This is a genomic window from Nocardiopsis sp. NPDC101807 (assembly GCF_044766605.1).
GTDB lineage: Bacteria > Actinomycetota > Actinomycetes > Streptosporangiales > Streptosporangiaceae > Nocardiopsis > Nocardiopsis tropica.
Window position 1 is genome coordinate 60,225 of the sequence record NZ_JBIWMK010000008.1, and the last position, 12,656, is coordinate 72,880.

General features: G+C 73.7%; 9 protein-coding genes, 1 tRNA gene and 1 pseudogene. 3 read left to right on the forward strand and 8 right to left on the reverse strand.

Going from position 1 to position 12,656, the window contains the following annotated elements; translation table 11 throughout:
• Nucleotides 1–84 precede the first annotated feature (84 nt).
• The 7 genes and pseudogenes from rho to ACIRPH_RS23820 all read right to left on the reverse strand — a co-directional run bounded on the left by rho (nucleotide 85) and on the right by ACIRPH_RS23820 (nucleotide 9,290).
• Entirely contained in the window at nucleotides 85–2,124 is a 2,040-nt protein-coding gene (gene rho / locus ACIRPH_RS23790; protein WP_402917988.1) for a transcription termination factor Rho, read from the reverse strand.
• Between the two features lie 440 nt (nucleotides 2,125–2,564).
• Nucleotides 2,565–3,502, reverse strand: a pseudogene (thrB, locus tag ACIRPH_RS23795) (homoserine kinase).
• Between the two features lie 98 nt (nucleotides 3,503–3,600).
• Nucleotides 3,601–4,659 carry a threonine synthase gene (gene thrC / locus ACIRPH_RS23800; RefSeq protein WP_402918597.1) on the reverse strand — a complete coding sequence of 353 codons (1,059 nt, stop codon included), beginning with the start codon at nucleotides 4,657–4,659 and terminating at the stop codon, nucleotides 3,601–3,603.
• A 258-nt stretch (nucleotides 4,660–4,917) separates the two neighbouring features.
• Nucleotides 4,918–6,204, reverse strand: a complete 1,287-nt coding sequence (locus ACIRPH_RS23805; protein WP_402917991.1) for a homoserine dehydrogenase — start codon at nucleotides 6,202–6,204, stop codon at nucleotides 4,918–4,920.
• A gap of 67 nt (nucleotides 6,205–6,271) precedes the next feature.
• Nucleotides 6,272–7,657, reverse strand: coding sequence for a diaminopimelate decarboxylase (lysA, locus tag ACIRPH_RS23810; protein WP_402917994.1), 1,386 nt, complete (start codon nucleotides 7,655–7,657; stop codon nucleotides 6,272–6,274).
• Nucleotides 7,658–7,788: 131 nt separating this feature from the next.
• Nucleotides 7,789–8,901, reverse strand: coding sequence for a DALR anticodon-binding domain-containing protein (locus ACIRPH_RS23815; RefSeq protein ID WP_402917998.1), 1,113 nt, complete (start codon nucleotides 8,899–8,901; stop codon nucleotides 7,789–7,791).
• Nucleotides 8,898–9,290, reverse strand: coding sequence for a response regulator (locus tag ACIRPH_RS23820; protein ID WP_267946352.1), 393 nt, complete (start codon nucleotides 9,288–9,290; stop codon nucleotides 8,898–8,900). Before ACIRPH_RS23820 ends, ACIRPH_RS23815 begins: the two co-directional genes overlap by 4 nt.
• Before the next feature lie 131 nt (nucleotides 9,291–9,421).
• Between ACIRPH_RS23820 and ACIRPH_RS23825 the strand changes: the two genes are divergently transcribed.
• The 3 genes from ACIRPH_RS23825 to ACIRPH_RS23835 all read left to right on the forward strand — a co-directional run bounded on the left by ACIRPH_RS23825 (nucleotide 9,422) and on the right by ACIRPH_RS23835 (nucleotide 11,488).
• A tRNA-Arg gene (locus ACIRPH_RS23825) sits at nucleotides 9,422–9,493 on the forward strand.
• Between the two features lie 436 nt (nucleotides 9,494–9,929).
• The gene (locus tag ACIRPH_RS23830; RefSeq protein WP_402918003.1) at nucleotides 9,930–10,724 is read left to right on the forward strand and encodes a GntR family transcriptional regulator; all 795 of its coding nucleotides are present in this window, start codon (nucleotides 9,930–9,932) and stop codon (nucleotides 10,722–10,724) included.
• A 2-nt stretch (nucleotides 10,725–10,726) separates the two neighbouring features.
• Complete coding sequence (locus ACIRPH_RS23835) at nucleotides 10,727–11,488, forward strand: glycosyltransferase family 2 protein (RefSeq protein WP_402918006.1); 762 nt, start codon at nucleotides 10,727–10,729, stop codon at nucleotides 11,486–11,488.
• Between the two features lie 371 nt (nucleotides 11,489–11,859).
• Here ACIRPH_RS23835 and ACIRPH_RS23840 read toward each other — a convergent pair whose 3' ends face one another.
• Entirely contained in the window at nucleotides 11,860–12,561 is a 702-nt protein-coding gene (locus ACIRPH_RS23840; RefSeq protein ID WP_402918009.1) for an exonuclease domain-containing protein, read from the reverse strand.
• Nucleotides 12,562–12,656 lie beyond the last annotated feature (95 nt).

The following is a 12,656-nucleotide window of genomic DNA, read 5'->3' on the forward strand; positions in this document are numbered from 1 at the left end:
CCGTCCTCCCCGGAGCACCCCCGGCACACACGACGGCCCCCTCCCTGGCGGGAGGGGGCCGTCGGCGTCACGGGCGGGCCGGGGTCAGCGCTCCGGGCCCACGGTGGTCTTCTGGATCTGGAGCAGGAACTCCGCGTTGCTCTTGGACTCCCTCATCTTGTCCAGGAGCAGCTCGATCGCCTGGGTGGTGTCGAGCGCGTGCAGCACCCGGCGGAGCTTCCAGACGACGCCCAGCTCCTCCGAGGACATCAGGATCTCCTCCTTGCGGGTGCTGGAGGCGTCGACGTCCACGGCCGGGAAGATCCGCTTGTCCGCGAGGCTCCGGTTGAGCTTGAGCTCCATGTTGCCGGTGCCCTTGAACTCCTCGAAGATCACCTCGTCGGCGCGCGAGCCGGTCTCGACCAGCGCGGTCGCCAGGATGGTCAGCGAGCCGCCGCCCTCGATGTTGCGGGCCGCGCCGAAGAAGCGCTTGGGCGGGTAGAGGGCGGTGGAGTCCACACCACCGGACATGATGCGCCCGCTCGCCGGGGCGGCCAGGTTGTAGGCGCGGCCCAGGCGGGTGATGGAGTCCAGCAGGACGACGACGTCCATGCCCATCTCGACGAGCCGCTTGGCCCGCTCGATGGCCAGGTCGGCGACGACCGTGTGGTCCTCCGCGGGACGGTCGAAGGTCGAGTGGATGACCTCGCCCTTGACCGTGCGCTGCATGTCGGTGACTTCCTCGGGCCGCTCGTCGACCAGGATCACCATCAGGTAGCACTCGGGGTTGTTCTCGGTGATCGCGTTGGCGATCGCCTGGACCACCATCGTCTTGCCCGCCTTGGGCGGGGAGACGATGAGCCCGCGCTGGCCCTTGCCGATGGGCGCCACGAGGTCGATGATCCGCGTGGTGAGGATGTGCGGCTCGGTCTCCAGGCGCAGGCGCTCCTGGGGGTACAGCGGAACGAGCTTGGAGAACTCCTGGCGGCCCCGGGCCTGGTCCGGCGACATGCCGTTGACCGAGTCCAGGCGCACCAGGGCGTTGAACTTCTCCCTGCGCTCCCCGTCCTTGGGCTGGCGGACGGCGCCGATGATGTGGTCGCCCTTGCGCAGGCCGTGCTTGCGCACCTGGGCCAGGGAGACGTACACGTCGCTCTGGCCGGGCAGGTAGCCGGTGGTGCGCACGAAGGCGTAGTTGTCCAGGATGTCCAGGATGCCCGCGACGGGCAGCAGGACGTCGTCCTCGCCGATCACCGGCTCCGGCTCCTGGCCCGCGCCCCGTCCTCGGCGGTCCCGGCGGTCCCTGCGGCGTCCCCGGCGGCGTCCGCCGAAGTCGTCGTCGTCGCCTCCGGGGCCACCACGGTCGCGGTCGCGGTCCCTGTCGCGGTCCCGGTCACGCCCCTGGCTCTGGCCCTGGTTCTGACCGCCTCCGCCCTGCTGCGGGGCACTGCCGTTGGCGTTCTGGTCGTCGCCACCGCGGTTGCGGTTGCGGCGGTTGCGCTGGCGCTCGCGACCCTGCCCGGACCTGTTGTCACGGTCCTCGGCGGAGTCGGGGCCGTTCTTCTGGGGGGTACTGGATGTCTTGGTCACGCTGCTCGCGGAGGTAGAGGAGTCGGCGCCGTCCACCGACCTGGCCTGGTCGCCGGTCTCGTCTCCGCGCCTGCGGGACGAACGCCGGTTGCGGGACGACTTGTCGCCCCGTCCACCCTGGGGGTCGGTCACGGCCTGGTCCGACGGCCGGTCGGCCGCGCGCTGACGCGGGGCTTCGTCCGTGCTCGCCGTGTCGGGGGCCTGGGCCTCGATCGAGCCGTCGGTTGCCTCGACCTTACCGGCCTTGGGAGCCGTGTCGGCTTTCTTTGCGGTTTTGACCTTCGTCGGGCCGCCCACGGGGCCGCCCTGCTTGGTCTCGATCGCGGCGATGACGTCGCTCTTGCGCATGCGCCCCGTACCGGTGATGCCCAGGCTGGAGGCGAGCTTCTGGAGCTCGGGGAGCTTCAGAGCCGCGAGCCCGGTACCGCGCGACGCCGTGCGGGACCTGGACGACGCACCTGTGGGCGCGCCATCGCCAGCCTCCGCTGCGGAGGCGCCGGTGGAGGCTTTGCTGTCGACCGCCGCGTCCGTGTGGAGTTCGGTGGTGTCGCTCACTAAGGGTCCTTCCCAAGGAGCGGGCTTCGGCCGTCAGCGGATTGCTTGATCGGCCGGCCCGGTGGTGCGAACCGGCAGGGGCCGGGTAGGGCTTGCCCCACGTGGATGTCGGAAACCGGTGTGAAGACGGTCCCCTACCCAATCGCGGCGGGCTCTGGGTACAGCCAGACGTCGGGGCGGATGGCTCGGTGGTGATGCCCGTCAACCGTGGTGACACACTCATCCGAGGAGGAGTGGACTTCGATGACGTTGGCACAGTCGCGGGAGAACCGCTGACTCGACACGTTGGCCGCCGCTTCCGAGTGGTCGTGAGATCGGACCATCGGAGTATGGGATGCGGAAGCCGCTGTGGCGGATGAGCACTCGCCCCGCAACGGGGCATCCGGTGCTTCACCTAGCCTAACATCACCAGAGGCCACGGCTATTCCTCGACACAGGTGCTACGGATGGGGAGATGGGGACCGCACCCCTCCGGCTCAACGTGTAGGGGGCGTATGTCCCAATCATTACCCGCCCTCCGACGGATCGAATCAACCTGTCGGACGATTTCCGGCGAATCAGCCGCGGCGGCGCCCGCCCCGACCGAGCACAGCACCAGCACCGTGGGCCCCGCGCCGGAGACCACCGCGGGCAGCCCCTCGTGTTGGCGCAGGTCACGGACGAGGGCGAGGGTGCGCGGCATCGCCGGGGCCCGGTAGGCCTCGTGTAGCCGATCCTCGGTCGCCGCGTACAGGGTTTCGGGGTGGCCACAAACGGCCGCCGTCATCAGCGCGGAGCGCCCGGCGTTGAAGGCGGCGTCGGCGTGCGGCACCGTCTCCGGCAGGAGGCCGCGCGCCCGCTCGGTGGACAGCCGCTCGTTCGGGACGCACAGCACCGGCAGGATCCGCTCGTCCGGGGAGAGGCGCACCGCGCCCCACCGGTCGCCGTCACGGTAGGCGACCGTGTACCCGCCGTAGACGCAGGGGGCCACGTTGTCGGGGTGGCCCTCGATGTCGGCGGCGATCTGGTAGATCGCGTCCCGGTCGGGCCCGCCGTCGGGGCCGGTCCGTCCCAGCAGGGCGCTCGCGGCGGCGACGCCGCCGACGATCGCCGACGAGGAGGAGCCGAGCCCCCGGGCGTGCGGCACGTTGTTGACGCACGTCAGGTCGATCCCGGGCAGCTTCTCCCCCGCGCGCTCGTAGGTCTCGCGCATGGCCCGGACGACGAGGTGCCGCTCGTCGAGCGGGACCTCCCCGGCCCCCTCCCCGCTGACGCGGACGCGGAGCTCCCCGTCGTCCCTGAGGGCCGCCTCGAACTCGTTGTACAGGCGCACGGCCAGGCCGAGGGCGTCGAAGCCCGGGCCGAGGTTGGCGCTCGTGGCGGGCGCGCGGACGGACACCGCGGTGGGGCGTGGTGGGGTCACTGCGGTCTTTCTCCTGACAGGACGCGCGGCGGGTTCCGGCCCGCCGCGCTCGGGGCCGTGGACGGCGGACGGTCTCAGGCGAGGTCGAGCGCCTGGGCCGCGGCGAGTGCGTCGACGGGGACGGTGGTGGCGGAGGAGGCCCCGGCCAGCGCCCAGTCGGGGTCCTTGAGGCCGTTGCCGGTGACGGTGCAGACCACGCGGCTGCCGCGCGCGACCAGACCGGCCTCGACCGCCTGGAGGAGCCCGGCGACGCTGGCGGCGGACGCCAGCTCGACGAACACGCCCTCCTCCGCGGCGAGGAGCTTGTAGGCGGCCATGATCTGGCGGTCGGTGACCTTGTCGATCAGGCCGCCGGACTCGTCGCGCGCCTGCTCGGCGAGCTTCCAGGAGGCCGGGTTGCCGATGCGGATCGCCGTGGCGATGGTGCTCGGGCTGGTGACGGGGGCGCCGTTGACGATGGGCGCGGAGCCGCTGGCCTGGAACCCGAGCATGCGCGGGTTGCGCGACGAGATCCCGTCGCGGGCGTACTCCGTGTAGCCCATCCAGTAGGCGCTGATGTTGCCCGCGTTGCCCACCGGGATGCAGTGGACGTCGGGGGCGTCGCCGAGGGCGTCCACGATCTCGAACGCGGCGGTCTTCTGGCCCTGGAGCCGGTACGGGTTGACCGAGTTCACGAGGGCGACGGGGTAGTCGACGCTGAGCTTGCGGGCCAGTTCGAGGCAGTCGTCGAAGTTGCCGTCGACCTGGAGCAGGCGCGCCCCGTGGACGAGCGCCTGGGCGAGCTTGCCCATGGCGATCTTTCCCTGGGGCACCAGCACGGCGCAGGTCATGCCCGCGCGGATGGCGTAGGCCGCGGCACTCGCGCTCGTGTTGCCGGTGGAGGCGCAGATGACGGCCTTGGCGCCGTCCTCGGCGGCCTTGGTGATGGCCATCGTCATGCCGCGGTCCTTGAAGGAGCCCGTGGGGTTGAGCCCCTCGACCTTGAGGAAGACCTCGCAGCCCGTGAGCTCGGAGACGCGCGTGGCCGGCAGCAGGGGCGTGCCGCCCTCCTGGAGGGTGACGACGGGGGTGTTCTCGTTGACGGGGAGGCGGTCGCGGTACTCCTCGACGATGCCTCGCCACGCCCGTGCCATGCTCACGACTGAGTCCCTTTCGGGTGGATGCGGCTTCGCTTGACGCGCGGTGGATGCGGCGGGGTCGCCACGGGGACGCTGTGGAACCCCGGGGCCCCGACCAGCTACGAGTCTACGACCCCCCACATACTATCTCGAATCGCGGTCGTTGGCGTCTCATCATGTGAAATCTGCGGGCGCGGCCGGGAGGCCGCGCGGACGCTCCGCGCGGCCTGGTGCCGCGCCCGGGCCCGCGCGGTCGCGGCCCCGGGCCGGGGGTCAGTCCGAGAAGGTCTCCACACGCATCACGCTGGCCACCTCGCGGACCATCTCGTGCTCGCGCAGCACCTCGACGGTGGAGCTGAGCGCGGCGTCGGGCGCGGGGTGGCTGACGAGCACCAGCTGCGCGTCGTCCCCCGTCCCCTCCTGCCGGACGTTCTTGATGGACACCCCGTGGTCGGCGAAGACCTCCGCGACCTTGGACAGCACGCCGGGACGGTCGGCCACGTCCAGCGCCACGTGGTAGCTGGTGATGGTGTGGCCCATGTCGTGCACCGGCAGCCCCGTGTCGTGCGCCCCCTCGGCCACCGAGGTGCGCGCGAGCCGGTTGCGCGCCACCGCGACCAGGTCGCCCAGGACCGCGCTCGCGGTGGGGGTGCCGCCCGCGCCCGCCCCGTAGAACATGAGGCGGCCCGCCGACTCGGCCTCGACGAAGACCGCGTTGTAGGCCTCCTTGACGCTGGCCAGCGGGTGCTCGACCGGCAGCATCACCGGGTGGACGCGCACGCCCACCGACCCCCCGTCCTCCGAGCGCTGGCAGATCGCCAGGAGCTTGACCACGCAGCCCATCGCCCTCGCGCTGGCGATGTCGCCGGCGGACACGCCCGTGATGCCCTCGCGGTGCACGTCGGCGGCGGTCACCTGCTGGGTGTGGAAGGCCAGCCGCGCCAGGATCGCGGCCTTGGCCGCGGCGTCGAAGCCCTCCACGTCGGCGGTGGGGTCGGCCTCCGCGTAACCGAGGGACTGGGCCTCCTCCAGGGACTCCGTGAAGCCCGCGCCGAGGGAGTCCATCCGGTCGAGGATGTAGTTGGTGGTGCCGTTGACGATGCCCAGCACACGGTGGACCCGGTCGCCGGCGAGCGAGTCCCGCAGCGGGCGCAGCAGCGGGATCGCCCCCGCCACGGACGCCTCGTAGTACAGGTCGACCCCGGCCTCCCGGGCGGCCCTGTGCAGGGTCTGGCCGTCCTCGGCGAGCAGGGCCTTGTTGGCCGTCACCACGGACTTGCCCGACTTGACCGCGGCGAGGATCAGGGAGCGGGCCGGTTCGATCCCGCCGATCACCTCGACCACGAGGTCGATGTCGGGACGCGTCACCAGGGCCGTGGCGTCGGTGGTCAGCAGCGCCGGGTCGACCCCGCGGTCGCGGTCGATGCGACGCACCGCGATCCCGCCGATCTCGATCGGCGTGCCCACCCGCGCGGCCAGCTCCTCGGACTGCTCGTTGACCAGGCGGACGACTTCCGAACCCACAACGCCGCATCCGAGCAGCGCCACCTTCATCGCCATTTGGGCGTGACTCCCACTTCTCTCGTGTCCCTGCCTCGGGCGGCGGCGCCGCCCCGGAGTGGACTGTTCAGCCGACGTCGAGGCGGAGCAGGTCCTCCTCGCTCTCCCTGCGCACGATGACGCGTGCGCTCCCGTCCCTGACCGCCACCATGGCCGGCCTGGGCAGATGGTTGTAGTTGCTCGCCATGGAGTAGCAGTAGGCGCCCGTCGCGGCCACCGCCACCAGGTCCCCCGGCCGCAGGTCCGCCGGGAGGTAGAGGTCGTGCACGATGATGTCGCCGCTCTCGCAGTGCTTGCCGACCAGGCGGGACAGCATGGGCTCGGCGTCGCTCTCCCGGGACACCAGCTGGCTGGTGTACTCCGAGCCGTACAGGGCGGTGCGGATGTTGTCGCTCATGCCCCCGTCGACGCTCACGTAGGTGCGGATCCCCTCGACGTCCTTGACGGTACCGACCTCGTAGACGGTGATCCCGGCCGGGCCCGCCAGTGCGCGCCCCGGCTCGACGGCGATGCGCGGCATCGGCAGGCCCGCGTCCTCGCACTCCCTGCGCACGATGGCGGTCAGGCCCTCGGCGATGGCCGCCGGGTCGAGGGGGTCGTCGCCGGAGGTGTAGGCGATGCCCAGGCCGCCGCCCAGGTCGAGCTCGGCGAGGGTGACGCCCAGGTCCTCGTGGACACCGGTGAGGAAGCGCGCGACCCGGCGTGCGGCCACCTCGAACCCGGAGGTGTCGAAGATCTGCGAGCCGATGTGGGAGTGCAGGCCCACGAGCTCGAGGTGGGACGCGTCCAGGACGCGGCGGACGGCCTCGCCCGCGGCCCCGGTGCTCAGCGCGAAGCCGAACTTCTGGTCGTCGTGCGCGGTGGCCACGAACTCGTGGGTGTGCGCCTCGACGCCCGTGGTCACGCGGATGAGCACCTTCGGGCGGACCCCGAGACCGGCGGCGACGGACTCCAGCCGCTCGATCTCGTCGAAGGAGTCGACGATGATCCGTCCCACGCCGGCCTCGGCGGCGCGGCGCAGCTCGTGGACGGACTTGTTGTTGCCGTGCATCCCGATGCGCTCGGCGGGGACGCCCGCGGCCAGGGCCACGGCGAGCTCGCCGCCCGAGCACACGTCCAGCTTGAGCCCCTCCTCGACGACCCAGCGGGCGACGGCCTTGTTGAGCAGCGCCTTGCCCGCGTAGTAGACGTCGGCGTCGGAGAACGCCGTGCGGTAGTCGCGCGCACGGCCTCGGAAGTCCTCCTCGTCCATGACGAAGAGGGGGGTGCCGTACGTGGCGGCGAGTTCGCGGACGCCGACGCCGCCGACCGCGACCTCCCCGCCGGAGCGGCGGGCGGTCGCCGGCCAGACCCGGGGGTCGAGGTCGTTGAGGTTCTCCGGCGGCAGGGGCGGGTTGTCCTCCGGCAGGATCTCCGCGTGGCGGGATCCGGCGGGGTGGGCGTAGCGGCTCATGATGGGCTTTCGGCTGGAACTGTACGTCTGTGCGGGTCTGCGGGCCCCCGGCGGCGGGGCCCGGGCCCATTGTCCACCGAACCGGTCGGAACGGTGGGGACGGGTCTGCCCCAGGAGGGACGGCGGGGCGTCTACAGCCTTGTGGGCGCTGACACCCCGAGCAGGAAGAGCCCGGTGCGGAGGACCCCGGCGACGGCGGCGGGCAGTGCCGTGCCCGTGTCCGGGTCCGGGGCGCCCCGCTCCGCCGGTCCGGCGGCCGCGTGGGGACACGCCCGCCACTCATCGTAGGCACTGGCCAGCGCTTCCAGGTATCTCACCAGGATATGGGGTTCCTCTCGGCGCGCGGCCGTGTCCAGGACGCCGGGCCCGTCGAAGAGCAGTCCGCGCACGGCCGCCGCGTGCTCGGGGCACGCGGCGGGGGGCGGCGCCCCCTCCGCCGTCCAGCGCCCGCGGGTGACGGCGTGGGCGTGGGCGTGGCGCAGCCGGAAGGCGGGGTTGGCGTCGGTGAGGCGCACCCAGGCCCCCGGGTACTCGGCCGAGGGCAGGACGGGCAGGTCGCGGCCGGTGGTCTCGGTGTCGCGGGGACGTTCGGGGACCGACCGGCAGAAGGCGACGCGCGCGCTGTCCTCCCCGACGGCGCCCAGGACGCGCGCCGCGGGGGTGAGGAGTTCGCCGCGGTCGCCGTCCAGGTAGGGGTCGCGCCAGGACACCTCGGCGGCGCCGGGGCCCGGCGGCGGGGTGCGCGGCCCGGTGGCCAGGGCGATGCGCCCCCGTGCGTCGGCCCGTGCGAGCCTGCGGGCCTGGGCCACCGGCCCCGCCTCGTGCAGGGCGGTCCGCGGCCACTCCCCCTCGCCGACCCAGTCGCGGCCGGTGAGGAAGCGGGGGCCGTCGGCGGCCTCGGCGACCAGGGCGTCCCGCTGCTCGCCGGTGAACGTGATGTTGAGGAAGCCGCGCCCGTCACCGAGAACGCGGGCGAAGTCGGCCAGGCCCTCCTCGCGCATGCTCTCCAGCTGCGCGGCCACACGGCCGGAGACCAGCACGTGGTGGCGCCGGCCGCGCCCCCCGCCCGGGGGGAGCCGTGCGGCGACCTTCCCGACCAGGCGCGGCGCCAGGGCGGTGGCGGCGTCGGCGCCCCCGTCCGCCTGGTCGTGGCGCGGCCACACGAACGGCACCTCGTCCGGCGGGAGGCCGAACGCGCGGGCGGCGGCCTCGCGGAGCACGGCCTCCAGGCGTCCGGGGGTCACTCGGGGCCCCCGGCCCCGTCGACGAGGCCGCGGATGACGTCGATCAGCGCGTCGGGGTCGAACGGCTTGGTGACGTAGGCGTCGACGCCGATCCGCTCGCCGCGCCGCTGGTCGTCGGCCTGGGTGCGGGCCGTGACCAGGATGATGGGGCAGTGCCGGGTGCGCGCGTCGGCGCGCAGCCGCTCGGCGGCGGTCCAGCCGTCCATGCGGGGCATCATCACGTCCATCGTGATGACGTGGGGGGCGATGTGGGCGGCCCGGTCGAGGCAGTCGCGTCCGTCCACGGCGGTGAACACCTCGAACCCCTCCAGTTCGAGGTTGAGGCGGATCAGTTCCCGGATCACGTCGTCGTCCTCGACGACGAGAACCCGTGTGGGTAGGGCGTTCACGGGCGTGACACTACCCCCGCGCGGCGACACGGCACCACCGGAATCCGCCTATCGGCGCGCCCCTCCCGGCCGCGCCCCGGAGCGGTGGACGAAGGGCCCCGGTCCCCTGCTACAGTTGTTCACGCAAGCCAGCCCCCTTAGCTCAGGGGATAGAGCATCGGCCTCCGGAGCCGGGTGCGCAGGTTCGAATCCTGCAGGGGGCACTTCACACCGATCAGCGGTTTCGACCGCTGACCGGCAAGGACAGCGGCGTTCACGCCTGCTGTCCTTCTTCATTTCCGGTCATCTGAACCCGGCTCTCCCGACCTTCTGTGGTCGAGCTGTGGACAGGCGTCCCGCTCGGAGCGATGTCCTCGCAGGTCGGCGCGGCGGCACCCGAAGCCGGGTGCGCGGGTTCGCATCCCGCGGGGGCACGCGGGCGCGTCAGCGCCGTGGTGGGGACGACCAGCGGGAACACTGTTCCCAGCTGGTCTTCTTCTTTTCCGGGAGCTCGTCCGACCCGGTGCGCCTCCGTCCGCAGGGCCGGGCCGCGCACGGAGGCGACGGCCCCCGGTGGGAACGGACCCGCCTGGCAGGGGGACGGGGTCCCCGAATCCTGGTGACGGTCCTCACGGGGCCGGTGGGGGCGGTGAGCGACACATGGTCGGGCACAGGGCGAACGAGCGGCTCGCGGGCGAGCTCCGGCGGCGGATCCGGGCCGGGGACCCCGCGCCCGGGGAACCGCTGCCCTCCGGGGCCGAGCTGGCCGGGCGCCACGGCGCCGACCCGGCGGCCGTGCGCGGGGCACTGGTGATCCTCCGGGCCGAGGGCCTGGTCGGGGACCGCCCCGGTGGGGGGTCCGTGGTGCTCGCCCCCCGCCGCGCGGTCGTGCGGAGCGACGAGCGCCACCAGTGGGAGAAGGACCGGGCGCGTACGGACCTGCGGGAGCGGCGCTCCACCGGCGCGACCGAGAACGACACGGGGTCCGTGGTGGACGACCTGGTGTTCGGCGCCCGCTACACGCGCGTGGAGGCCGACGCCGACCTGGCGGAGGCGCTGGGGGTGCCGGAGGGCACCGCGCTGCTGGAGCGCGTCTACCGGACCCGCCACCGCGACGAGGACGCGCCGTTCGGCCTCACCTCGTCCTACATCCCGATCGACCTGCTGGAGACCGAGCCCGACCTGCTCGACGAGTCCGCGGAGCCGTGGCCGGGGGGCACGCAGAGCCAGCTGCGCACCGTCGGCGTCGAGGTGGACCGCGTGGAGGAGAGGGTGACGGCGAGACCGCCCACCCCCGACGAGGCGGAGGAGCTCGGGCTCGGCGAGGGCGTCGCCGTGATGGTGCTCAGGAAGGTCTCCACCGACACGCGGGGCAGGGTCGTGGACTGGTCCGAGGTCGTGCTCCCGGGCGACCGCGCCGAGGCGGTCTTCACGACGCGGTTGGAGCGGTGGTAGCCGTGCCCGGAATCGTCTCCGTCGTCACGGCGGTCCACGCGCCGGGCGCCCGGTTCCTGCCCGAGGCGTACCGCTCCCTCGCGGAGCAGCGGATGCCCGGGGGGTGGGACTGGCGGTGGGTCGTCCAGGAGGACGGTGAGACCGACGCGATCCGCCCCCTCCTGCCCGACGACCCCCGGGTGAGCTTCGCGCAGGGGCGGCCCGGCCGGGCGGGCATGGCCCGGACGCTGGCGCTGTCCCGGTCGGAGGGCGAGTTCGTCAAGGTCCTGGACGCCGACGACCAGCTGACGCCCGGGGCCCTGGCCCGGGACCTCGCCGCGCTGACGGGCGGCTCGGGTGCCGCGTGGGCGGCGTCGGCGGTCCTGGACCTGCTGCCCGACGGCTCCACCGAGGGTTTTCCGGGGGACCCCGCCGAGGGGCCCGTCGAACGCGGGTCGGTCCTGTCCAGCTGGAGGGCGCACGACTTCCTCTCGCCGGTGCACCCGGCGACGCTCTGTGTGCGCCGCGACCTGCTCCTGGCCCTGGGCGGGTGGATGGCGCTCCCGGCGTCGGAGGACACCGGACTGCTGCTGGCGCTGGACGCCGTGAGCCGCGGGTGGTTCACGGCGGAACACGGCCTGCTGTACCGGAAGTGGCCCGGCCAGGTGACCGCCGCGGCGGCGCACACCGACCGCGAGGAACGCGCGGCGCGCATGGCCGTGGTGGAGGCGCGCGCACTGGCCCTGGCGCGGACGGGCTGGGGCTTCGTCCCGCCCCGGGGCTAGGGCGCGGTCCGCGGACACCCGTCCCGCCGCGCGTCGCCCCGGCACGCCCCTCGCGGCGTTCTCCTCCGCCGACAGGACCCCGCCCCGGCCCCTTCTCCGGCCTTGCGGTGAACGCACCGGATGCGCCGCTCGCGGCGCCGACCGCGCTCGGACGGCCGGCCTTCGCCGCCCGTGTCGCGGGAGACGGCCCCGGGGCCGCTCGCGGTGGTCGGCGCAGGCGCCGGGCCGACCGGGAGCGCCCGCGGACACTCGCCCCCGCCGGCCGGTCGGCGGGCGGCCGGGGCCGTCGTACCGGGCCGGGGCGCCGGCGGGGAGGGGCGGTCCGGCCTCCCGCGCGGGCCGGCCCTCCCCCGCGGGCGCACCGGCCGGGTTCAGACCTTGGCGATCGGCCACGAACCGTCGACGACCGCCTCGGGGTCCCGCCCCCGCCGCAGGTAGGCCTGGAAGGACGCCGCCTGGTCGGCCTTCCAGCCGACCTGGGCGGCGTGCAGGTCGTCCACGCCCATCTCGGCCAGCTCGGGGTGGGCGGCGGCGAGCTTCCAAGCCAGACGGGCCGCGGCGAGCGCGTCGGCGGAGGCCCCGTGGGCCTGCTGCTCGTCCAGCGGCACGCCGTGGTGCGCGCACACGTCCACCAGCTTGCGTCCGCCTCTGCGGTAGGGGTCCATCTGCTTGTCCAGCACCAGGGGGTCCACGACGCGCAACTGCCCGAAGAGGCTCACCCCCGAGCCGTGCCGTTCCAGTTCGGCGGAGAGCAGGCCGAGGTCGTAGGGGGCGTTGTAGATCACCACGGGCAGCCCCTCCACGACGGTCCGCTCCAGGGCGGCGCCGATCTCGGCCACCACCTCCGCCGCCGGGCGGCCGTGCTCGCGGGCGTGCTCGGTGGTGATCCCGTGGATGGCCGCGGCCTCCTCGGGGATCTCGATGCCGGGGTCGGCCAGCCAGGTGGTGGCGTCCTTGGTGCGGGCGCCGGGGTCGATCCGCCACAGTGCGGCGGTGACGATCCGGTCGGCGGCCAGGTCCAGCCCGGTGGACTCGAAGTCCAGGGCGGCCATCGGTTGCATGTGCCAGGTCATGACGTCCTTCGGGTCGGCTGGTTCCTACCTTCCCGCACCTGGCGTCCCACACCGGGGACGCGGAGGTTCCGGGGCCGCCGCGGCCGGTCCCCCGG

Bases quoted from the DNA above. Each gene is read 5' to 3' on its own strand.
- thrC (WP_402918597.1), bottom strand. From the start codon at position 4,659: ATGGCACGGGCGTGGCGAGGCATCGTCGAGGAGTACCGCGACCGCCTC.
- ACIRPH_RS23805 (WP_402917991.1), bottom strand. From the start codon at position 6,204: ATGGCGATGAAGGTGGCGCTGCTCGGATGCGGCGTTGTGGGTTCGGAA.
- lysA (WP_402917994.1), bottom strand. From the start codon at position 7,657: ATGAGCCGCTACGCCCACCCCGCCGGATCCCGCCACGCGGAGATCCTG.
- ACIRPH_RS23830 (WP_402918003.1), top strand. From the start codon at position 9,930: ATGGTCGGGCACAGGGCGAACGAGCGGCTCGCGGGCGAGCTCCGGCGG.
- ACIRPH_RS23840 (WP_402918009.1), bottom strand. From the start codon at position 12,561: ATGACCTGGCACATGCAACCGATGGCCGCCCTGGACTTCGAGTCCACC.